At 65.2% G+C, this 21,275-nt stretch carries 17 protein-coding genes; 9 read left to right on the top strand and 8 right to left on the bottom strand.

The genetic code is table 11. The features are described from left to right. The first annotated feature begins 151 nt into the window (after positions 1 to 151). Together BGI01S_RS26490 and BGI01S_RS26485 are read left to right on the top strand one after the other, a co-directional pair. A complete protein-coding gene (locus BGI01S_RS26490) occupies positions 152 to 463 on the top strand; it encodes a cupin domain-containing protein (protein ID WP_042329302.1) in 312 nt (103 codons plus the stop codon). A 159-nt stretch (positions 464 to 622) separates the two neighbouring features. Continuing rightward, positions 623 to 1,405, top strand: coding sequence for a peptidoglycan DD-metalloendopeptidase family protein (locus tag BGI01S_RS26485; RefSeq protein ID WP_042329412.1), 783 nt, complete (start codon positions 623 to 625; stop codon positions 1,403 to 1,405). Positions 1,406 to 1,552: 147 nt separating this feature from the next. On the opposite strand, the gene BGI01S_RS26480 is transcribed toward BGI01S_RS26485, so the two are convergent. From BGI01S_RS26480 to BGI01S_RS26470, 3 genes are all read right to left on the bottom strand, one after another. Continuing rightward, complete coding sequence (locus tag BGI01S_RS26480) at positions 1,553 to 3,358, bottom strand: chloride channel protein (RefSeq protein WP_042329300.1); 1,806 nt, start codon at positions 3,356 to 3,358, stop codon at positions 1,553 to 1,555. A gap of 2 nt (positions 3,359 to 3,360) precedes the next feature. After that, positions 3,361 to 3,777, bottom strand: coding sequence for a MarR family winged helix-turn-helix transcriptional regulator (locus tag BGI01S_RS26475; RefSeq protein ID WP_042329297.1), 417 nt, complete (start codon positions 3,775 to 3,777; stop codon positions 3,361 to 3,363). Positions 3,778 to 3,840: 63 nt separating this feature from the next. Further along, complete coding sequence (locus BGI01S_RS26470; RefSeq protein ID WP_174447450.1) at positions 3,841 to 4,998, bottom strand: HPP family protein; 1,158 nt, start codon at positions 4,996 to 4,998, stop codon at positions 3,841 to 3,843. A gap of 377 nt (positions 4,999 to 5,375) precedes the next feature. On the opposite strand from BGI01S_RS26470, the gene BGI01S_RS26465 reads away from it, so the two are divergent. Together BGI01S_RS26465 and ltaE are read left to right on the top strand one after the other, a co-directional pair. Further along, positions 5,376 to 5,867, top strand: coding sequence for a universal stress protein (locus tag BGI01S_RS26465; protein WP_042329295.1), 492 nt, complete (start codon positions 5,376 to 5,378; stop codon positions 5,865 to 5,867). A 258-nt stretch (positions 5,868 to 6,125) separates the two neighbouring features. Continuing rightward, positions 6,126 to 7,133, top strand: a complete 1,008-nt coding sequence (ltaE, locus tag BGI01S_RS26460; RefSeq protein ID WP_042329293.1) for a low-specificity L-threonine aldolase — start codon at positions 6,126 to 6,128, stop codon at positions 7,131 to 7,133. A gap of 69 nt (positions 7,134 to 7,202) precedes the next feature. Here ltaE and BGI01S_RS26455 read toward each other — a convergent pair whose 3' ends face one another. Next, positions 7,203 to 8,570, bottom strand: a complete 1,368-nt coding sequence (locus BGI01S_RS26455) for an MFS transporter (protein ID WP_174447449.1) — start codon at positions 8,568 to 8,570, stop codon at positions 7,203 to 7,205. A gap of 730 nt (positions 8,571 to 9,300) precedes the next feature. Here BGI01S_RS26455 and BGI01S_RS26445 point away from each other — a divergent pair. Next, positions 9,301 to 11,754 carry a glycogen/starch/alpha-glucan phosphorylase gene (locus BGI01S_RS26445; protein ID WP_042329288.1) on the top strand — a complete coding sequence of 818 codons (2,454 nt, stop codon included), beginning with the start codon at positions 9,301 to 9,303 and terminating at the stop codon, positions 11,752 to 11,754. A gap of 89 nt (positions 11,755 to 11,843) precedes the next feature. Here the strand turns inward: BGI01S_RS26445 and BGI01S_RS26440 are convergent, their stop codons facing one another. The 3 genes from BGI01S_RS26440 to BGI01S_RS26430 form a co-directional block, all read right to left on the bottom strand. Continuing rightward, complete coding sequence (locus tag BGI01S_RS26440; RefSeq protein ID WP_042329287.1) at positions 11,844 to 12,962, bottom strand: hypothetical protein; 1,119 nt, start codon at positions 12,960 to 12,962, stop codon at positions 11,844 to 11,846. 213 nt (positions 12,963 to 13,175) lie between these two features. Beyond that, the gene (locus BGI01S_RS26435) at positions 13,176 to 13,517 is read right to left on the bottom strand and encodes a hypothetical protein (RefSeq protein ID WP_084585506.1); all 342 of its coding nucleotides are present in this window, start codon (positions 13,515 to 13,517) and stop codon (positions 13,176 to 13,178) included. A gap of 199 nt (positions 13,518 to 13,716) precedes the next feature. Continuing rightward, positions 13,717 to 14,103 carry a DUF6232 family protein gene (locus BGI01S_RS26430; RefSeq protein WP_042329285.1) on the bottom strand — a complete coding sequence of 129 codons (387 nt, stop codon included), beginning with the start codon at positions 14,101 to 14,103 and terminating at the stop codon, positions 13,717 to 13,719. A gap of 236 nt (positions 14,104 to 14,339) precedes the next feature. On the opposite strand from BGI01S_RS26430, the gene gltS reads away from it, so the two are divergent. From gltS to BGI01S_RS26410, 4 genes are all read left to right on the top strand, one after another. Then, on the top strand, positions 14,340 to 15,542 hold the full coding sequence (gltS, locus tag BGI01S_RS26425) for a sodium/glutamate symporter (RefSeq protein WP_042329284.1): 1,203 nt from the start codon (positions 14,340 to 14,342) through the stop codon (positions 15,540 to 15,542). Between the two features lie 41 nt (positions 15,543 to 15,583). Continuing rightward, a complete protein-coding gene (locus BGI01S_RS26420; RefSeq protein WP_042329282.1) occupies positions 15,584 to 17,305 on the top strand; it encodes a dihydroxy-acid dehydratase in 1,722 nt (573 codons plus the stop codon). A gap of 303 nt (positions 17,306 to 17,608) precedes the next feature. After that, positions 17,609 to 19,342 carry an IlvD/Edd family dehydratase gene (locus BGI01S_RS26415; protein ID WP_042329281.1) on the top strand — a complete coding sequence of 578 codons (1,734 nt, stop codon included), beginning with the start codon at positions 17,609 to 17,611 and terminating at the stop codon, positions 19,340 to 19,342. Between the two features lie 283 nt (positions 19,343 to 19,625). Beyond that, a complete protein-coding gene (locus BGI01S_RS26410) occupies positions 19,626 to 20,957 on the top strand; it encodes an MFS transporter (protein WP_042329280.1) in 1,332 nt (443 codons plus the stop codon). 119 nt (positions 20,958 to 21,076) lie between these two features. On the opposite strand, the gene BGI01S_RS30875 is transcribed toward BGI01S_RS26410, so the two are convergent. Next, positions 21,077 to 21,275 (bottom strand): hypothetical protein (locus BGI01S_RS30875; protein WP_217997662.1); only part of this gene is annotated, 199 nt, incomplete at its 5' end.

Below are 21,275 nucleotides of genomic sequence, written 5' to 3'. Positions count from 1 at the left end.
AATCGGCCGCGCGGCCGTGTTCCGGCAGGCACACGCGCCGTCAGAACCTATAATGGGGCCAGCCGGAAGCCCGCTGCACCTGCCTGTGCGGTCTCGGCAGACGCAACCCAAAAGCGCCCGGCGGCCCCGTTTTCCAAACTGCCCTTCGACCATGAAGATCATTCGCAGCAAGAGCTTTACCGCGACGCGTCCGTGGGGTGCGCTCGACATTGCCAACATGGGCGGCATCACGACGCGTCTGCACTGGACCGATCAGCCGTACAAATGGCATGTCAACGACGGCGAGGAAGTGTTCGCCGTGCTCGATGGTCGCGTCGAGATGCGCTATCGCGAGAACGGCGTCGAGCAGACGGCGATTCTGGAAACGGGTGATGTGTTTTACGCGTCGGTAGGCACCGAGCATGTCGCTCATCCTATCGGCGCGGCGCGCGTGCTGGTGGTCGAAGCACAGGGCAGCGTCTGAAGAAACCTGAGCGGCTTTGAGGCCATGCCCACACCGGCGCTCGCGCGCATAGCCGCATAATGGAAAGCCATCGCCGCGCCAGCCGCGATGCGCGGGCGGCACGGCAAATGCTTGGGCATCGATTTGAATCCGATTGAAACTGGTGTCGAGGAAAATCACATGACAAGACAATGGCAATTGGCGGGGACGCGCTGGCTGGCAGTGGCCGCGCTCGGCACGATGTTCAGCGGCTGTACGACGATGCCGTGGGAGAGCACGCCGTTCTACAGCAGCGCGCCGTCCACCCCAACCACCCTCAGCACGGTCCCGGTTCCCGCCGGTTTCTACCGGGTCAACGCGGGCGATACGATCGGCGGCATCGCGTCCGCGTACGGCCGCAAGCCGCAGGAAATCGCCGCGTGGAATGGCCTCGCGGTCAACTCGCCGGTCACGCCGGGCCAGGTGCTGCGCGTATCTCCGCCGATGACCTCTGGCAGCGTGGTGACGCCGCCGGTCGGCGTGACGCCGAACGCGCCCGGCGCCGCCACGCCCGGCGTGCCGGGTGCGCCCGGCACAGCCGCCGGTCCGCAGCAAGGCGTGCTGCAATGGCCGTTGCGCGGCCCGGTGCTGAAAGCGTTCGCACAAGGCAAGTCGAACGGCATCGTGATCGGTGGGCGTCCGGGCGATCCGGTCAAGGCAGCCGCGACCGGCCGCGTCGTCTACGCCGGCTCCGGTATCGAGGCTTATGGTCCGCTCATCATCATCAAACACGACGACTCGCTGATCACCGCATACGGTCAGAACAGCACGCTGCTCGTCAAGGAAGGCGACGCGGTCGCGCAAGGGCAGACCATCGGCGAGGTCGGGGTGGATAGCCGCGGTGTCGCGTCGATCCAGTTCGAAGTCCGCTACAACGGCCAACCGGTCGACCCGCTCACCTGGTTGCCGAAGACGGGCGGGTAAATTCGCATCGCCGGCTTGCGCGCACTGAGGAGTGACGCGCAAGTTGGCTTGAACAGTGACGGTCAGCGGAGCCCGTAACCGCCGCGTGAAGATACAGGGCTCCCGTCGCTGACAGCGAAACCGTATCGACGATCCTCAAGCGCCGTTTCAGCCCGCTTTGCGAACCGGCGCAAAACGCCGCTTGCCGAGCAACGGCGTCAACCGACGGAAACGCTCCCGCTTGTGCTCTTCGTCGAAGTGGCTGAGCGAGGGCTTGACCAGATCGCTGCGCGACACGATGCCGATGAGGCGCATGCTCTTACGGTCGGCCACCACCGGCAAGCGTTCGAGATTGTGCACGGCCAATCGCGTCGCGACGAGCCGGCAGGTTTCCGACGGCAACGCAAAGGCCGGGGCCGTTTCGCCGAACACGTCGGCGAGTTTCATCGCACGCCTCGCTCCGACTTCGCCGTCTTTGCCACAGAAGCGGTCCAGCAACGCCCGCTCGACCACACCCATCACCATGCCGTCGCGAACGACCGGATACGCGCGGCGTACCTGATCGACACCGAAAAACGTCCGCAGCGCGTCGCCGACCGTGATGCCGGCATCGATCGATTCGACCGCCGCCGTCATCACCTCGTCGACGTAGTGACGCTCCAGCGGATCGACGCCGTACTCGCGATAGATGTGATAACCGCGGCGCGCGATCTTCTCGGTCATGATCGACCGACGCATCACCACCGTCGAAAAGCCGTGCGCGATCAGCGTCGCCGTCAGAAGCGGCAGCAGCGCGTTGCTGTCATGCGTGAGACCGAACGCGAACACGATCGCGGTCAACGGCGCACCAAGCGTCGCGCCGAGCGTGGCGGCCATGCAGACGAGCGGCCACAGCGCCGGCTGGTTACCCGGCAGCCAGTGCGACAGCACCGCGCCGAGCCCGGCGCCGAGCATCAGCAGCGGCGCGAGCACACCGCCCGAGGTGCCGGAGCCGAGCGCGACCACCCACATCACGGCCTTCACGGCCAGCAGCGCGAGTGCGATCTGCAACGCGATGTGCTGATGCAGCAGATCGCCGATCACGTCGTAACCGACGCCGAGCGCACGCGGTTCGAACCATCCGCCGATGCCGACCACGAGCCCGCCGAGCGCGGGCCACCACATCCAGTGGATGGGCAGTTTGCCGAACAGGTCCTCGGTCTTGTAGAGCGCCGCGGAAAGGCCGGAAGCCAGCGCGCCCGACAACAGTCCGGCAATCACGCAGGACAACAGTGACCAGCCATCGGGAGCGGCGGTTTCGAGCGGGAACAGCGGGCCGGTGCCGAAAAAGAGCGCGCGCGCGAAACCGGCGACCGCGCAGGCCACCGCCACCGGCAGGAAGCTGCGCGGCCGCCATTCGAACAGCAGCAGTTCGACCGCGAGCAGCACGGCGGCCACGGGCGTGCCGAAGACCGCGGTCATGCCGGCCGCGGCGCCCGCCACCAGCAGCGTCTTGCGTTCCGCCGACGTGACCTTCACGCACTGCGCGATCAGCGAGCCGAGCGCGCCGCCCGTCATGATGATCGGACCTTCCGCGCCGAACGGTCCGCCGCTGCCGATCACGATGCCCGACGACAGCGGTTTGAGCACCGCCACCTTCGGCGACATCCTGCTCTTGCCGAACAGGATCGCTTCGATCGCCTCGGGAATGCCGTGCCCGCGGATTTTCTCGGACCCATAGCGCGCCATCAGCCCGACGATCAGACCGCCGATCACCGGCACGCCGATGACCCACAAGCCAAGCGTGTTTTCCGCAGGCGAGCGTTCGGCGAACGACAGCGTGCCGAAGAAGAACAGATTGGTGAACAGATGAATCAGGTTCAGCAGCACGAAGGCGGCAAGCGTGCTGACCACGCCGATGCACGCAGCCAGGGCAAATATGCCGGGCAGTCGTGCGTTGGCCGAGAAGTCGCGCTTATGGGAATCCATGCTCATGATCAGTCGAGGTCGATCTGTGGAATCTGGAAAGCGCCTTCGAGCGATTTCAGTTCGGCGCGGTGCAATTCCGCGAGTCGCGCCAGCACGCGTTCGCCGGCTTTTTCAAGGTGCACTTCCACCTGGCGGCGATCGGTTTCGCTGATCTGGCGACGCACCAGGTTGAGCGCCTCGCAGCGCGACACCAGCGCGACGACGCCGTGATGCTGGGACTGCAGCCGCTCCGCGAGTTCGCCGACGGTCGCCCAGTCGCGCTCCGGATAGCCCTTGATATGCAGCAGTAACAGATACTGCAGCGGCGTGATGCCCTCGCCTTGAGCGGCCTGTTCCGAGAATCGCTCGAAGCGCCGCATCTGATAGCGAAACTCCGACAACTGCTCGAAGTCGGGCTTGGTCAGTCCACGAGTCCGGACTTTCATGTTGGGCCTGTCAATGCGAGGAAAACCGTAAATATATCACATAGTGATGTATTTAGCGTGCCGCTACGCGCTCTGTTGAGCCTTGAGCATGGTCTGCCGGTAGAGCCCGGAAATCAGGTCCACCTGCGTGATCATTCCGATCAGGTGCCCGCTGGCATCGAGCACCGGAATATGGTGGTGGCCGTGGTTGGCGAACATTGGCACGAGGTCGGTGATCGGCGCGTTGGCGTCGATGGTGCAGAGCTCGGTGCTCATCACGTTGCCGACGCTCGGCGGGCGCCGGGCATCGCCACGCAGCCAGCCGTCGATCTGCGCGGTGAGCGGCGCGAACTTGCTGAATACGCGTTTATCGACGAGATCGGCGCGCGTCACGATGCCGATCAACTGGCGGTCGGCGTCGATCACGGGGAGCGCTTTCACGTTGTGGCGTTTCAACAGGCCCCACGCGGTCGTCGCGCGAGTGGTCGCGGACACCGTCACCACCTGGCGGGACATGATGTCTTCACAACTCAGTTCGTTGAAGCTGCGCGAGAACGCCTGCAGTTGCGTCTCGCGCAGCAGCGATTCGAGATCGTCGGGATCGATGTCCAGCATTTCGCCGCGGCGCTGCAGAACGGCGTCGAGATCCGCGCGCGTGAAGCTGCCGCGCGATGCATCGTCGGCGGGAGCGCTGCGATTCTGCCGTCCCGCGTGCGGGTAGCGGTGGCCGGTGGCCGCGTGATAGGCGAGCGCCGCGGCCAGCAACGCGGCCGACTGGATCGCAATCGGTTCCAGCACGAACCGGTAGCCGAGCGCATGGATCGCCGGGCCGCCGAGCACGGCGGTCAATGCAACGGCGCCCGAAGGCGGGTGCACGCAGCGCAGCGCGAACATCCCGCAGATCGACAGCGCGACCGCCAGCGCGGCCGCGAGAGTCGGGTCCGCGATGAGGTGGGCGCAGGTCACGCCGATCGTCGCCGACACGAGATTGCCGCCGACGATCGACCACGGTTGCGCAAGCGGGCTCGCAGGCACGGCGAACAGCAGCACGGCGGAGGCGCCCATGGGCGCGACCAGCAGCGGAATGTTGGCGGCCGGCCCCAGCAGCAGATACATCGAGCCGCCCGTGAACGCGATGCCGAGCAGCGCGCCCAGGCACGAGCGAGCGCGCTCCTGCCATTTCACGGCGACCGGTGCGGGAATGAAGCTGGAAAGCCAGCGAAGGGCAGTGGAACGAAACAAGATTCGGACGGGAGAAGTAGTTGACGATGCGGGGACCGACGTTACCGGGCAACCTCCGGCGACGCGAAGACACTGTGGTCATGATTATATTTCATTGTGATATAAACGCGGAATTGGACCCATGCTGGACCGACGGCCATGTCGTTTCGTCCTGCCGATCGATTCGCGCGCTCACGACTCCGGCGGCCGCAGCCGCGCGGCCCGTATATCACAAAGTGACATACAATGAATTGACGATGTACCGCCCCGGCGGCCATGCAACCGTCGTCATCGAGCGTGGCGCATCGGTTCTCGCCTCTGTCGTTCGGAAGCGGGTTGCCGCGTTGTCTCGCGTTGTCGTCAACGCAAAGCAAAGCACAAGTGCAGGGAGAAACGACATGCCGACTTTCCACCGCATTCTTCTCTGTTACGACGGAACCCGCGAAGGGCAGCACGCGTTGAAGGACGGCGCCTGTCTCGCGCAGGAGCTGCACGCGCAAGTGCACGTGCTCTCCGTCCTCAATCATTCCGCCTGGATGCAAGGGGCCGACATTACCTCCTCGGTTTCCATCGAGTTCATCACCGAGTCGGCTAGAGGTCTGCTCGACGAAGGGCTGCAGAAGCTCGCCGCGCGCGGACTCACGGCGACCGGGCATTTCGCCGTGGGCGATCCGCTGGATCAGATTCCGCTGCTTGCCAACGAACTGAACGTCGATCTGATCGTCGTCGGGCACCGTCATTCGAGCCGGCTCGCGCGTTGGTGGGGCGGCAGGAGCGACGGCCTGCTGCTCGACCGGGTCAGTTGCAGCGTGCTCATCACGATGGGACCGGAGAGCGTCGCGGATTCGACGGTCGCCGGTGAAGCGACGCGTCCGGCCGAGCATCTTTAACGCAGCGTCGACCGCAATCGTTCGGCTTTGCTGCATCGCATCCCGGGTCAGCGGGCGCGATATCCATGTCCAACAGGCCGCCGCGATCCACCCACCGCACCTCCCAAACCTCCGGTGCTGCGCTGCACCAGTGACAAAACAAAAAGCAAAACGCAAAATGCACGGCTGAACCGCCACGCCGCGCTCTCCGTCGATGCATGGACGGGCGCGCCGACCGGCCGTCATAGGCTGTCATTCATGGACGCACAGGGACACACAATGATCGATTTGCGCAGCGATACCGTAACCCGCCCGACTCCGCCGATGCTCGCGGCCATGTCCGCCGCCGAAGTCGGCGACGACGTCTGGGGCGACGACCCCACCGTGCTGCGTCTGCAAGCCACGGTCGCCGAACGCACCGGCAAGGAAGCCGGCCTGTTCTTCCCGAGCGGCACGCAAAGCAATCTCGCGGCATTGATGGCGCACTGCGCGCGCGGCGACGAATACATCGTCGGCCAGTTGGCGCACACGTACAAATACGAAGGCGGCGGCGCGGCAGTGCTCGGCAGCATCCAGCCGCAGCCGTTGGAGAACGCCGCCGACGGCTCGATCCCGCTGGAGAAAATCGCCGCCGCGATCAAGCCCATCGACAACCACTTCGCGCGCACGCGACTGCTGGCGCTGGAAAACACCATCGGCGGCAAGGTGCTGCCGGCCGGTTATGTCGCCGAGGCGGTGCAGCTCGCGCGGCAGCGCGGTCTCTCCGCCCACCTTGACGGCGCGCGCGTCTACAACGCGGCCGTCGCGTCGGGCAAGCCGGTCGCGGCCCTGTGCGAGCCGTTCGATTCCGTGTCGATCTGTTTTTCGAAGGGGCTGGGCGCGCCGGTCGGCTCGGTGCTCGTCGGCAGCCAGGCGCTGATCGACGTGGCGCACCGCTGGCGCAAGGTGCTGGGCGGCGGCATGCGTCAGGCCGGCGTGCTGGCGGCGGCGTGTCTGTACGCGCTGGATCACAACGTCGAGCGCCTCGCCGACGACCATGCGAACGCCGCTCATCTCGCCGCGGGTCTGGAGGCGATCGAACAGGTGAAGGTGCAGTCGGTCGCGACGAACATGGTGTTCGCGCAGTTTCCGCAGCAGCATTGCGCGCCGCTCGAAACGTGGCTCAAGGAGCGCGGCATCCTCACGCAGATGCTGTACGCGTCGCGCTTCGTCACGCATAAGGACGTGTCGCGCGCGGACATCGATACGTTCCTCGCCGCCGTGAAGGAGTATTTCGCGGCGCGTTGAACGGTGCGCTTTTAAGCGGGCAAAAAAGAAGCGGGCGTGCTGTCTCTCACGACGGTACGCCCGCTTCTTTCATTTGGCCGACGCCTTCACGTGCGCACCCGCACGATGCGACGGCGCCAACAATCGCAATCCGCTCGCGAGGCTCGCCGCGCCGGCGAAGAACGCGCCGGTGCCGAGCGCGAGCGTCGGACCATGCCGGCCGGCAATCCCGAAGCTCAACGCGACCAGCGCCGCGCCGGTGGTCTGCCCGAGCAGCCGCGCGGTCGCGACAATGCCGCTTGCCCCGCCGCTGCGCTCCGGCGGCGCGCTCGCCATCAACGCCTTCAGATTCGGCGACTGGAAGAAGCCGAAGCCCGCGCCGCAAATCGCCATCCGGATGCCGATGTCGAGCACATGCGGATGCACCGGCAATAGCGCGAGCGAGGCCATCCCCGCCGACATCACCGCAAGCCCGATCGCGCCGAGCAGGCCTGGCGGATAGCGATCCGACAGACTGCCCGCGAGCGGCGCGGCCAATGCGACGACCACCGGCCACGGCGTCATCAGAAAGCCGGTTTCGACCTGACTGCGATGCAGGACGTCCTCGAAATAAAACGGCAGCGACACGAACGCGAGCCCTTGCGCGGCGAACGAGCACACGGCCGTCACCGCCGACAACGCGAACACCGGCCGCTTGAACAGGTCGACGGGCAGCATCGGCGCAGGGTGGCCCGCTTCACGGCGAATCAGCAGCAGCCCGAACAGCACGGCGATCGCCGCCGCGCTCAGCACGAGTTGCGCCGACGCGCGCTGGGCCGCCTCGCCGAGCGCGAAGATCAGCGCGGCGAAGGTGATCACGTTGAGCACTGCCGCGACCGGATCGAAATTGTGCTTGCCTCGCTCGGTGTGCGGCAGAGCCGGCAACGCAAAGCCCAACGCGAGCAGACCGAGCGGCACGTTGACCGCGAACAGCCACGGCCACGAAGCCACCGACAGGATCAGCGAAGCCACCGTCGGTCCCACCGCGAACGACACGCCGACGATCAGCGCGTTGGTGCCGAGTCCGCGTCCGAGCCGATGCGGCGGATACAGGAAGCGGATCAACGCGGTGTTCACGCTCATGATCGCGCTCGCGCCGAGGCCTTGCAGCACGCGCGCGCCGGCGAGCAGCGGCAGCGTCGACGCCATCGAGCACGCGAGCGACGCCAGCGTGAACAGCGCAATGCCGCCGATATAAATCCGCCGGTGTCCGACGATATCGCCGAGCGCCGCGAGCGGCAGCAACGTCGCGACCATCGCGAGCTGATACGCGTTGATGATCCACACCGACGCCGCGGGCGCTGCATGCAGGTCTGCTGCGATGGCGGGCAGGGCGGTGTTGGCGATCGCGGTGTCGAGGGTGGCGAGGGCGACCGCGAGCATGATCGCGGCCATCGCGCGACGGTTGGCGGCGGACATCGGACCGTCGGCGGGGAAGGAATGGGCGGCGGCGGAGCTGGGCTTATCGGACAACGCGGGGCTCGTCGGGTTGTGCATGCCGAGGCGGCGGCCGGTCGGACAACGCGGCGCGGGCGGCAGGGTTGCGTGGAATGAGGCGCGCGTCGTCTGGTCCAGCGGTCGAGGCGGTGCGCGCGGCGAAATGTAGCGATTGTTGCAGAGACGTGAGAATCCTGCTGGCGGCCGGGCAGAGTGACCGCTCCGATTGCGACGCCATAAGGCAACTAACTGTCAGCCCCGGCCCGCCTCTTCGAATCGGCGCGCGCAGCGCCGTTATCACATGCCATTCGCATAACAGTCCTGCAGACGACACAGCCCGATTCGAGCACGAAGCAAAGTGATCCACGGCGATTCATTTGCACGTCATGTGGCAAAAAAATAATGGTGGCGCGTCCGTCGAACGCTTCGCGCCGTTCGCGGCGCTTGCCTGTTTTTGCCGCCCGATGCACGCGCGCAGTGCCGCGCCCACCTGCGTCTTGCACCGCATACGTGCGCATGGCGCCAGCATGGGCGCGTGCCGGCCCGCGATGGCGGGCATGGCATGTGCGTGAACATCCGCTCGCGCTCGCCGGTGTTCGGCGGCCGTAAAATGTCCTACTCTGTTTCTTAAACCGCCTTGACCGGCACGCGCCTCCCGTCCGTCAAAATCTGCGGTCCGCGCATGCCGCGTCGCTTTTACCCGGAGGCTTCGATGACAGCCGTCGATCTGGAATTCGACCAGCTCAACAGTACCGTCGACGCGCTACGGCGCTCAATTTCCAACCGCATGATGTACGGCGTCGGCAAGGATGCCGTCACCGCGCATCCACATGACTGGCTGCATGCCGCAGCCCTCGCCGTGCGTGACCGGCTGGTCGCGCGCTGGATGAAAACCACGCGCCTGCAATACGAACAGGACGTGAAGCGCGTCTATTACCTGTCGATGGAATTCCTGATCGGCCGGACCTTTACGAATGCGTTACTCGCGCTCGGCATCCACGATCAGATGAAGGAAGCGCTCGCGAGTCTCGGCGTCGATATGGAAGCGCTGATCAACATCGAGCCCGACGCCGCGCTCGGCAACGGCGGCCTCGGCCGCCTCGCCGCATGCTTTCTCGATTCGATGGCCACGCTCGGCATTCCGGGCTTCGGCTACGGCATCCGTTACGAGTACGGGATGTTCCGTCAGGAAATCGTCAACGGCGAGCAGGTCGAAGCGCCGGACTACTGGCTGCGCGCGGGCAATCCGTGGGAGTTTCCGCGGCCCGAGATCAAGTACATGGTGCACTTCGGCGGCCGCACGGTGCAGCGTGGCGAGCAGGTCGAATGGATCGACACCGAGCATGTGAACGCGACCGCGTACGACACCGTGATTCCGGGCTACGCGACCGACGCCACCAACACGCTGCGGCTCTGGTCGGCGCGCGCCACCGAGGAACTCGATCTCGGCGCGTTCAACCGCGGCGACTATCGCAACGCGGTCGACACGAAGAACATGTCGGAGAACGTGTCGCGCCTGCTGTATCCCGACGACTCGACGCCGGCCGGCCGCGAACTGCGGCTGCGCCAGGAATACTTCTTCGTGTCGGCGACGATGCAGGATCTGATTCGCCGCTATCAGCGCACGCACAGCACGTTCGGGCGCTTCGCCGAAAAGGTCGCGGTGCATCTGAACGACACGCACCCGGTGCTGGCGATTCCCGAGCTGATGCGTCTACTGGTCGACGTTCATCATCTGCCATGGGACAAAGCATGGAAACACGTCACGCAGATATTCTCGTACACGAATCACACGTTGATGCCCGAAGCGCTCGAAACGTGGGACGTCGAGATGCTCGCGCGTCTGTTGCCGCGGCATCTCGAGATCATCTTCGAGATCAACGCGCAGTTTCTGAAGCACGTGAGCGAGCAGTCGGGTCATGACGCCGAGATGATCCGCGGCATTTCGCTGGTCGACGAATACGGGCAGCGGCGCGTGCGCATGGCGTATCTGGCGATCGTCGCGAGCCATAAGGTGAACGGCGTGTCGAAGCTGCATTCGCAACTGATGACGCGCGATATCTTCGCCGACTTCGCGCGCATCTATCCGGACCGCTTCACCAACGTGACCAACGGCATCACGCCGCGCCGCTGGCTCGCGCAGGCGAGCCCGTCGCTGTCTTCGCTGATCGATCAGCGCATCGGCAAGCACTGGCGCAGCAATCTGTTCGAGCTGGAGCAGTTGCGTAATCTGCGCACCGACAGCGCCTTCATCGACGCGTTCCGCGACGCGAAGCGGCAGAGCAAAGCGCGGCTCGTGCAGCGGCTCGCGCAGCACACCAAACTGCGCTTCGATCCGGACGCGCTGTTCGATCTGCAGGTCAAGCGCATTCACGAATACAAGCGGCAACTGCTGAACGTGTTGCACGTGATCGTGCGCTACAACCAGATTCGCGCGAACCCCGAACGCGACTGGGTGCCGCGTGTCGTGATGTTCGCGGGCAAGGCCGCATCCGCGTACCGGATGGCGAAGACGGTCATCAAGCTGATCGGCGACGTCAGCGAAAAGGTGAATCACGATCCGCTGATCGGCGACCGCCTGAAGGTGGTATTCGTGCCGAACTACGGCGTGAGCGTGGCCGAGCTGATCATTCCGGCGGCCGATCTGTCGGAGCAGATTTCGATGGCGGGCACCGAAGCGTCGGGCACCGGCAACATGAAGCTCGCGCTGAACGGCGCGTTGACGATCGGCACGATGGACGGCGCGAACATCGAGATCTGCGACGCGGTGGGGCGCGAGAACATCTTCATCTTCGGCCATACCGCCGACGAAGTGGACGACCTGCGCGCGAGCGGCTATCGGCCCCGGCAGATCTACGAAGAGAACGCGGAATTGCGCATGGCGCTCGACCAGATCCGCAGCGGTTTCTTTTCGCCGGACGATCCGCTGCGTTTCTCGGATATCTTCCACACGCTGGTCGATTGGGGCGATCACTACATGGTGCTGGCCGACTTCGCCGCGTTCGCGAAAGCGCAGGAAGAGGTGGACGCGCGTTTCATCGACAAGCGCGCGTGGGCCGAAAGCACCATCGAGAACGTCGCGGGCATGGGTCAGTTTTCGTCGGATCGTACGATCGGCGAATACGCGCGCAATATCTGGCGCGTGAATCCGCTCGACATGGAGTGAGCGCGGCGCGCTGCGGGCCACGTGCAAACGACAAGGCCGTGCGGTTCATGATTCGAACCGCACGGCCTTTTTTCATCGCGAACGAAACCTTATGGCGCGAAGCTCTCGCTCGTGTTCGCCGCGCGCAGGCCCAACTGGCCGCGCGGGAAGTCGAACAGCACGTCGATGTTCTGCATCGCCATCAGACCGACGACGATGCGGTTCGCGTCCGGCTTCGCCTTGACGATCGTGACCTGCGCATTCTCGTAGCGGTGCGTCCATGAACCCACGCCGATCGCCGCGTCATAGTTGCCCTGATTGAGCACCTTGCCGACCTCGTCGTCGCCGGTCCAGTCCGGCGTCTTGTCCGTTTCGATGCGGATCATTCCGGAACTGCCGGTGGCGAACACCAGCGGCGCGCAGAAGGTCATCTTGTCGGCGACGCGCACGCAGCCCTTGGGCCAGTGCGTCGCGCCGTCTTTCGATGCGGCCATCGGCAGCATCGTGTAGTCCTTCGTGAGCGCGTTCGACGGACTCAGCAGCAGAAACGGTCTCGCAAAGTTGGCGCGCACCACGTAGCGCTGCCCGATGCTGGCCGGCAATGCGCGCAGCGGCTGCGTGCAGCAACTGTCGCCCGGCAGGTCCGCGCCGACGCCGGCAATGCCGGAGAAGGCCCAGCCGAACTCGCCGGTGTAGCCGTCCATGGCAACGCAGCGTTTCGCATTCGGCTGGCAGCGCACGGTGTCGACCGCCTGGCTCGCGAGCGGCACCGGCTTCGTGCCGGCCACGCTGAACGGCAACGTCACGGTCGCCCCAAGCACCTCCGCTCCGTTCGCAAACGACAACGACGTCACGTCGCCGGCGCGCGCGTAGTTCGAATTCGGCAGCGCCGACTTCAGGACCCGCATGCCTTGCGTGCCGGTGTCCAACGCGACGTACAGCGACTTGCCGTCGAGCTGGACCGGCAGGCCGAGCCGCGCGTGACCTTCGTCGGTGCGCTCCACGTGCAGCGGAATCAGCAGGCCGTCGTTGCCGTCGTTGATCAGCGTGGCGCTGGCGGCGGGCGGCGTGGGAATCGGGAAGGAGGCGGCGCAGCCGGCGAGACCGACGGCCGCGAGTAGGGCCGTGCAGGCGAGACGTTGCTGAACGCTGGGCAAAATCGCATGGAGGCGAACGTGCCGACAGGCACGAAGAAGCCGGCGCGCGGCAAGAGGAGACGATAGGGGCATGGAACGCGCTTCACTAAAGGCGCGGTCCCTCTGCGACGCAGTGCGGCGCAATGCATCCCGGGCACTCGCACGATCCTGCTCGCGTCATTCGCAAGAGGGCGCACATGAGCTCACGCAAGCGGCACATCCGAGGGACACGCATCAACGGAAGCGCGACTCTACATCGCTCGCCAGGGCGAGTTGCAAAGATGTGTCAAGGTTTGCCTGGCAGCTTCAATCCGCACGCGGCGCGCGGACCATCGACGCATGTGCGCGCCCGAGTGTCGCGCGTTCGAGCGCGACGGTCAGCAGGCCGATCACCTCGTCGAGGCTGCGCGAAATCACTTCGATGCGGATCACGATGCACTCGCGCAACCGGTCGACGGTGACGACATAAAGACGCAGATCTTCGCCAAGCGCGGCATGCAATGCACGCCGCGCAAGCGCGGACGACGTGCCGGGCACGGTCACGTCGATGACGACGAGCGGGACCATCGAATGGGTAGTGGAGCGACGGCCGACGCGCGAGACGCGCGGCACGGAGATTTCAGACGTTGCGACGGACGTGAGCATCATGATTGCGCCGCTTCACGGAGGCGGCGCGTGTTGTCGATACCTGCCCGACTTTAATCCTGTGCGTCTTAACGGCCCGCAAAAGCTGCGGCGCTGCGAATCAAATTCGTGTTAACACGAAAGAGCGACGAAAGAGCGACGAAAGAGCGACGAAAGAGCGACGAAAGAGCGGACGAATGCGCTCGCAGCAGGTACAGGGTAATCAGGCCTTCTGCACGGCGGCGGCTTTTGCTTCGTCGACCGCTGCGCTCACGCGTTCGACGAACTCGCGCTCGGTACTCATGAGCGCTTCGCGTTCGCCGTCGGCGGTTCTCACTATCAGGCGATGCGTGACGTCCTGCGTGGCCCACGTCAGCCAGCCGACGACGGCCAGCATCACGCCGCACACGAGGGCCGCCGGCGAGCTGAAAATCGCGCCGGCAATCGCGAGGATCACGCCGAGCACCGAAATCGTCACCGGCAAGACCTTGTTCTTCGGGACGGTGACGACCTGCACGCCGACGATATCGCGCAGCGGAAAAACCTGTCCGGCGGCCGAGAGTGCGTTACGCGTGACCGACACGCCGCGATCGTTGAAAGGGGTTTCCATCGAATTCAATGCGAGGTTGATGAAGGGCGCAGCGTAGCAGACTTCAACGTGCGCGGTGATAAGACATGGTGTCCGGATTGTAGCGGGTCATGGAAATTGCCACTTCGAGCCGACGGATTGGCTAAGATGAAGCATGCTTGCCGACGTCGTCGTCACTCGTAAAGAACAGAAAATAAACCCGCCAGCCTGCCCGGACCGGCGGACCAGCATGCTTGCGCTTGCGGCCGGAGGTAGTCATGAATATCGGCGTATTCGGAACTCTGGTCGCGACCTCGCTCGTCCTGCTGCTTGGCGAGAAGCTGATCCAGTGGATCGCGGTACTGCGCACCTACTCGATTCCAGCGCCGGTGGCCGGCGGCCTCATCGTGGCGGTCGGCGTGCTGCTGATCCGCGTGACGGCGCATGTCGAAGTGCGCTTCGAGCCCATGCTGCAAGTTCCACTCATGCTCACGTTCTTCGCGACCATCGGTCTGAACGCGCAACTGTCCAGTCTGAAGGCGGGCGGTCCGGTGCTGATCCGTTTTCTCGCGCTGGTCAGCGGACTGCTGATCTTGCAGAACGTGGTCGGCGTGCTGCTCGCGTTCGCGCTCGGCGTCGATCCGCTCTATGGACTTCTCGGCGGCTCGGTCACGATGTCGGGCGGTCATGGCACGGGCGCGGCGTGGAGCCAGGTGTTCACGGAGCACCACGGGTTGGCCATGGCGACCGAAATCGCGATCGGTTGCGCGACGTTCGGACTGGTCATGGGCGGCGTGCTCGGCGGTCCGATCGCCCGTTTCCTGATGCGCAAAATCGGCGACGATGAAAGGCGCCGCATCGAGTCCCGCGACGACGAGACGCTGGTCTTCGAAGAGCCCAAAGCCCAGCAGCCCACCACGCCCGCGGCGATCATCACCACGCTCGCGTTGATCTCCGTTTGCCTGACCGTCGGCGAGATGGCGGCGGACTGGCTGGGCGGCACCGCGTTCGAATTGCCCACGTTCGTGTGCGTGCTGTTCGTTGGCGTGATCCTCAACAACGCGTTGTCGCTTGTGCGCGTACAACTCGATCAGCATGCGGTTGCGCTCGTCGGCAATGTCAGTCTCGCGCTGTTCCTGGCGATGGCGTTGATGCGGCTCGATCTATGGGAACTCGCCGCGCTCGCCGTGCCGGTCATCACGATTCTCGTGGCGCAGACGCTGCTCATGGCGCTGTATGCGGTGTTCATCACATTCCGGGTGATGGGGCGCAACTACGACGCCGTCGTTCTGAGCGCCGCGCATTGCGGCCTCGGCCTCGGGGCGACGCCCACCGCGATCGCCAACATGCAGGCGATCACCAGCCGCTTCGGCCATTCCCATATCGCGTTCCTGATCGTGCCGATGACCGGCGCGTTTTTCATGGACATCGTCAACGCGATCGTTATCAAGCTGTTTCTCGCGCTGCCGCTGTTTCACTGAGGCGATTGCGGCGGCCCGGCACGCAAGGAGGGTGATTCCCCATGAGCGATGGACACGACAGGAAGCAGGGCGGCGCACCGGTCGGCTTCGCGAAAGGCCTGACCAACTACGGCGACCGCGAATTCAGCGTCTATCTGCGCCGCACCTTCGCGAGTTCGATGGGTTACAGCCGCGAGATGCTGGAGCGGCCGATCGTCGGCATCGCGCATTCGGCGAGCGGTTTCAACAACTGCCACCGCCATTTCCCGGAGATGATCGACGCGGTCAAGCGTGGCGTGCTGGCCGCGGGCGGCCTGCCGATCGAATTTCCGACCATCTCGCTCGGCGAAACGTTTCTTGCGCCGACCAGCCTGAAATTCCGCAACCTGATGTCGATGGACGTCGAGGAAATGACGCGCGCGCAGCCGATGGACTCGGTCGTGCTGCTCGGCGGCTGCGACAAAACCGTGCCGGCGCAGTTGATGGGCGCGGCCTCGGCCGACATTCCCGCCGTGCAACTGGTCGCGGGTCCAATGTCCACGAGCCGTCATCGCGGCGAACGCCTTGGCGCGTGTACCGATTGCCGCCGCTTCTGGGCCAGGTTCCGCGCCGGCGACATCGACGCGCACGAGATCGATACGGTGGAACGCCGGCTCGCGTCGACCGCGGGAACCTGCGCGGTGATGGGCACGGCGAGCACCATGGCGATCATCGCCGAAACGCTCGGCATGATGCCGGCCAACAGCGCCGCTTGCCCGGCCGTCGACGCGGACCGTCTGCGTATCGCCGAAGAGACCGGGCGCGTCGCGTTCAACCTCGTGGCTCGTCCGATCCGGCCCAGCGAGATCATCACCGCGGCCTCGGTCGAGAACGCGCTGCGCGTGCTGCTCGCAATCGGCGGCTCGACCAATGCGGTGATTCATCTGACCGCGATTGCAGGGCGGCTCGGCGTGAAAGTCGATCTGCACCGGCTGAACCAGTTGAGCGATACGACGCCGGTGCTGGTCAACCTGAAGCCGACCGGCGAGCACTACATGGAAGATCTGTACGCGGCGGGCGGCGTGCCGGCGATCCTGCGGGAACTCAAGCCGTTGCTGCATCTCGACTGCCGCACGGTGACCGGCGAAACGCTCGGCGAGCGGCTGCACGAGGTGAGCTGGGTCGATCACGAGGTGGTGCGGCCCTGTTCCGAGCCGGTCCGCGGGACGGGCGGACTTGTCGCGCTGTTCGGCAATCTCGCGCCGCGCGGCGCGATCCTCAAGCGCTCGGCGGCCGACCCCGCCTTGTTCGAAAAGGAGGGGCGCGCGGTCGTGTTCGAGTCGCTGGAGGACCTGGCGAACCGCATCGACAGCGACGAACTCGACGTCAACGCCGACGACTTTCTCGTGCTGCAGAACGCCGGCCCGACCAGCAGTTCGGCCATGCCCGAAGCCGGCTATCTGCCGATTCCGGCGAAGCTCGCGCGCGCCGGCGTGAAGGATATGGTGCGCATGTCCGATGCGCGGATGAGCGGCACCGCGTACGGGACGATCGTGCTCCATATCACGCCCGACGCGGCGTCCGGCGGCCCGCTCGGGCTCGTGCGCAACGGCGATCGCATCCGCCTGAGCGTGGCGCTGCGCTCGCTCGAACTGCTCGTGCCGGACGAGGAACTGCAACAGCGCCGTGCTGCGCGTCCCGCGCAAGCGGACGGGGCGGCGCTGGCCACGCGCGGCTACGCGAAGCTCTATCAGCGAGAGATTCTGCAAGCCGACGAAGGATGCGATTTCCAGTTTCTCAAGTAGCGCACCCGCCTCGGTCCTGAGCGCAGCGACGCTGCGGGGCCGCCTGCGCGCGAGCGATACCAAAACCGATATCAATACCGCCAAAAATTTAATTGGAAAGATATCAACCCGCTCCGTACACTTCAGCAGTCCCATAAATTGAGCGACAGCCTTCGTGACCCGCATTCCTGAGCTTTGCGATGCCCGCGACGGCGCGGAACGCGCTGTCGCCATCGGCTTAATCGTCTTATCGCCGGTCGCGCCGCGCCGGTTCGGTCACACATGCCGGTGGTGTGCCCCGGCACGTGCATCAAGGAAATAGGCATGTCGGAAAACAAGCGGAAACTGCGTTCGGCTGAATGGTTCGGCACAGCCGACAAGAACGGCTTCATGTATCGAAGCTGGATGAAGAACCAGGGCATCCCCGATCACGAATTCGACGGCCGGCCAGTCATCGGCATCTGCAATACGTGGTCGGAACTCACGCCGTGCAACGCGCACTTTCGCAAGATCGCCGAGCACGTGAAGCGCGGCGTCTATGAAGCCGGCGGTTTTCCGGTCGAGTTTCCGGTGTTTTCGAATGGCGAGTCGAATCTGCGTCCGACCGCGATGCTCACGCGCAATCTCGCGGCGATGGATGTCGAGGAAGCGATCCGCGGCAATCCGATCGACGCGGTCGTGCTGCTGACCGGTTGCGACAAGACCACGCCCGCGCTGCTGATGGGCGCGGCGAGCTGCGATGTGCCGGCGATCGTCGTCACCGGCGGCCCGATGCTGAACGGCAAACTCGACGGCAAGAACATCGGCTCGGGCACGGCGGTGTGGCAACTGCACGAATCGCTGAAGGCGGGCGAGATCAACCTGCATCAGTTCCTGTCGGCCGAGGCCGGCATGTCGCGCTCGGCGGGCACCTGCAACACGATGGGCACGGCCTCGACGATGGCCTGCATGGCCGAAGCGCTCGGCACGTCGCTGCCGCACAACGCGGCGATTCCGGCCGTCGATTCGCGCCGCTACGTGCTCGCCCATATGTCAGGAATCCGTATCGTTCAGATGGCGCATGAAGACCTCAAACTGTCGAAGATCCTGACGCGCGAGGCCTTCATGAACGCGATCCGCACCAACGCCGCGATCGGCGGATCGACCAATGCGGTGATTCACCTGAAGGCGATTGCCGGGCGCATGGGCGTCGATCTCGAACTCGACGACTGGGTGCGCATCGGCCGTGATACGCCTACGATCGTCGACCTGATGCCATCGGGCCGCTTCCTGATGGAAGAGTTTTATTACGCGGGCGGTCTGCCCGCGGTGCTGCGCCGGCTTGGTGAAGCCGACCTGTTGCCGCATCCGGGTGCGCTGACTGTCAACGGCAAGTCGCTGTGGGACAACGTGAAGGACGCGCCCAACACCAACGACGAAGTCATCCGACCGCTCGACAATCCGCTCGTCGCCGATGGCGGCATCCGCGTGCTGCGCGGCAATCTCGCGCCGCGCGGCGCGGTGCTCAAGCCGTCGGCGGCCACGCCCGGACTGCTCAAGCATCGCGGACGCGCGGTGGTGTTCGAAAACCTGGAGCACTACAAGGAACGCATCGTCGACGAAGACCTGGATGTCGACGCCGACTCCGTGCTGGTGCTGAAGAACTGCGGCCCGAAGGGTTATCCGGGCATGGCCGAAGTGGGCAACATGGGACTGCCGCCGAAGCTGCTGCGCCAGGGCGTGAAGGACATGGTGCGGATTTCGGACGCGCGCATGAGCGGCACCGCGTACGGCACCGTGGTCTTGCACGTGACGCCGGAAGCGGCGGCGGGGGGCCCGCTGGCGGCCGTGCAGGACGGCGACTGGATCGAACTCGATTGCGATGCCGGCACGCTGCACCTGGACATCAGCGAGGCGGAACTGGAACGCCGCATGGCCGCACACGTGCCGCCGAAGGCGCCGGACGGTGGCGGCTACCAGCGCCTCTACGTCGACCATGTGCTGCAGGCCGACGAGGGGTGCGACCTCGACTTCCTCGTTGGTTGCCGTGGCGCTGCGGTGCCGCGCCACTCGCACTGATAGCGCCCGCGTCACGCCCCTTTTTTTTCGACGACGCACGTCGACATGCGTGGCCCGTGTTACCGCCAGAGGCGGTGACACGCGGCCCGATCAGCACCTCGAAATACAACGCTCCATAAGCGGCATGCGCGGATCGCGTTCAGCGATGCAGCGGCCGCGCCGTGCTCGCGCTGTTGCTGCACGCGGACAAGAACATCGACGCGGAGACGTAGACGGACGCCGCACACGCCGCGGTCGTGCATTTCCCGAACACAACGCCAATTACAACGATGGAGACAGTGCCATGAGCACCAAGCCGACCAGCGCGCGGCAGGTTGCCGCGCCTTCGCATGTGGAGCATGGCGACGAGCAACGCATCGTCGAGATGTTGACGCGCAGACTGATTCCGTTTCTCGCGTTGATTTACGTGGTCGCGTATATCGACCGCTCGGTAGTCGGCTTCGCAAAGCTGCACATGAACGCGGCGATCGGTCTGAGCGACGCGGCTTATGGCCTTGGCGCGGGCCTGTTCTTCATCGGCTACTTTCTATGCGAAGTGCCGAGCAATCTCGCACTGGAACGTTTCGGCGCGCGCGTGTGGTTCGCGCGCATCCTGTTCACGTGGGGCGTCATCACGATGGCGATGTCGCTTGTCGAAGGGCCGCGCAGCTTCTACGCGCTGCGCTTCCTGCTCGGCGCCGCCGAGGCCGGCCTGTACCCCGGCATTCTGTACTTCCTGACCAAATGGTTTCCGATGCGGCATCGCGCGCGCATCATCGGGCTACTTGTGCTGGCGCAGCCGATCGCCGGCATCGTGACCGGACCGATTGCGGGCATGGTGCTCTCGACGCATGGCGCGTTCGGCCTGTCGAACTGGCAGATGCTATTCGTTCTCAGCGGACTGCCCGCCGTGCTGCTGTGTCTGCCGACGCTGCGTCTGCTGCCCGAGTCGCCCGGGCGCGCGCAGTGGCTTGCACCTGCCGATCGCGCGTGGATCGAACTCGAGCTCGCGACCGATCACGCGTCCTACGCGCTCGAATCGCATCGCAATCCACTCGCGGCACTGAAGGACAAGCGCGTGCTGCTGCTGGCGCTGCTGTTTCTGCCGTTCCCGCTGAGCATCTACGGCTTGTCGTTGTGGCTGCCGACGATCATCAAGGCCTTCGGCGTGAGCGATTCGACCACGGGCCTGCTGTCGGCGGTGCCGTATCTGTTTGCGGTGGTGGGCCTCTACCTGGTGCCGCGTCATTCGGACCGTAAGGGCGAGCGCTACTGGCACATCGTCATTGTGTCCGCGCTAGCCGCGGTGACAATGGCGGCCAGCGCGTGGGCGCAAGCGCCGCTGCTGCAATTCGTCTTCATCTGCCTGACGGCGTTTTCGTTGTACTCGATTCAGGCGGTGGTGTGGGCGCTGCCGGGCCAGTTCCTGACCGGCGCGAGCGCGGCGGTCGGCATCGCGACGATCAACTCGCTCGCCAATCTCGGCGGCTACCTCGGACCGTATGGCATCGGGCTGATCAAGGACGCGACCGGCAGCCTCGCCGCCGGGCTGTACTTTCTCGCGGCGACGCTGCTGTTTGCGGTCGTGATGGCGTTCGTCGTGCGCTCGGCGCTGCATGCGCCGCGTGCTTCATAAGAAACAGAAAGACAGAAGAGCCCGCTTCGTCGATCGCCGACACCCGCGTGTCCCGCGTGCGGTCCCTACATTGCAGTTCGGTACCGGCTCGCCGGTGCCCCGACAAGAAATCTCCCGCTTCATGGCGACGTTGCCTGGCAGAACGATGTACGCAGTGGCGGGTTGCGCGGCTGGGCACTGAACGGTGGTTTGCGTCTGAGCTTCGATGAACCGCCGCGGCCAACCGCATCCTCCCTTATCGCCCCGCACCAGCCGCTGCGGTCGTGCGGCAATAGGAGCGAGTGGAGTCGATCGTTCGACAGCGCCGGCCAGATCATC

Source organism: Paraburkholderia ginsengisoli NBRC 100965 (assembly GCF_000739735.1).
Classification (GTDB): Bacteria; Pseudomonadota; Gammaproteobacteria; order Burkholderiales; family Burkholderiaceae; genus Paraburkholderia; species Paraburkholderia ginsengisoli.
This window is presented reverse-complemented; position numbering and strand designations above follow the sequence as displayed.

Bases quoted from the DNA above. Each gene is read 5' to 3' on its own strand.
- BGI01S_RS26490 (WP_042329302.1), top strand. From the start codon at position 152: ATGAAGATCATTCGCAGCAAGAGCTTTACCGCGACGCGTCCGTGGGGT.
- BGI01S_RS26485 (WP_042329412.1), top strand. From the start codon at position 623: ATGACAAGACAATGGCAATTGGCGGGGACGCGCTGGCTGGCAGTGGCC.
- BGI01S_RS26480 (WP_042329300.1), bottom strand. From the start codon at position 3,358: ATGAGCATGGATTCCCATAAGCGCGACTTCTCGGCCAACGCACGACTG.
- BGI01S_RS26475 (WP_042329297.1), bottom strand. From the start codon at position 3,777: ATGAAAGTCCGGACTCGTGGACTGACCAAGCCCGACTTCGAGCAGTTG.
- BGI01S_RS26465 (WP_042329295.1), top strand. From the start codon at position 5,376: ATGCCGACTTTCCACCGCATTCTTCTCTGTTACGACGGAACCCGCGAA.
- ltaE (WP_042329293.1), top strand. From the start codon at position 6,126: ATGATCGATTTGCGCAGCGATACCGTAACCCGCCCGACTCCGCCGATG.
- BGI01S_RS26455 (WP_174447449.1), bottom strand. From the start codon at position 8,570: ATGTCCGCCGCCAACCGTCGCGCGATGGCCGCGATCATGCTCGCGGTC.
- BGI01S_RS26445 (WP_042329288.1), top strand. From the start codon at position 9,301: ATGACAGCCGTCGATCTGGAATTCGACCAGCTCAACAGTACCGTCGAC.
- BGI01S_RS26440 (WP_042329287.1), bottom strand. From the start codon at position 12,962: ATGCCCCTATCGTCTCCTCTTGCCGCGCGCCGGCTTCTTCGTGCCTGT.
- BGI01S_RS26435 (WP_084585506.1), bottom strand. From the start codon at position 13,517: ATGATGCTCACGTCCGTCGCAACGTCTGAAATCTCCGTGCCGCGCGTC.
- BGI01S_RS26430 (WP_042329285.1), bottom strand. From the start codon at position 14,103: ATGGAAACCCCTTTCAACGATCGCGGCGTGTCGGTCACGCGTAACGCA.
- gltS (WP_042329284.1), top strand. From the start codon at position 14,340: ATGAATATCGGCGTATTCGGAACTCTGGTCGCGACCTCGCTCGTCCTG.
- BGI01S_RS26420 (WP_042329282.1), top strand. From the start codon at position 15,584: ATGAGCGATGGACACGACAGGAAGCAGGGCGGCGCACCGGTCGGCTTC.
- BGI01S_RS26415 (WP_042329281.1), top strand. From the start codon at position 17,609: ATGTCGGAAAACAAGCGGAAACTGCGTTCGGCTGAATGGTTCGGCACA.
- BGI01S_RS26410 (WP_042329280.1), top strand. From the start codon at position 19,626: ATGAGCACCAAGCCGACCAGCGCGCGGCAGGTTGCCGCGCCTTCGCAT.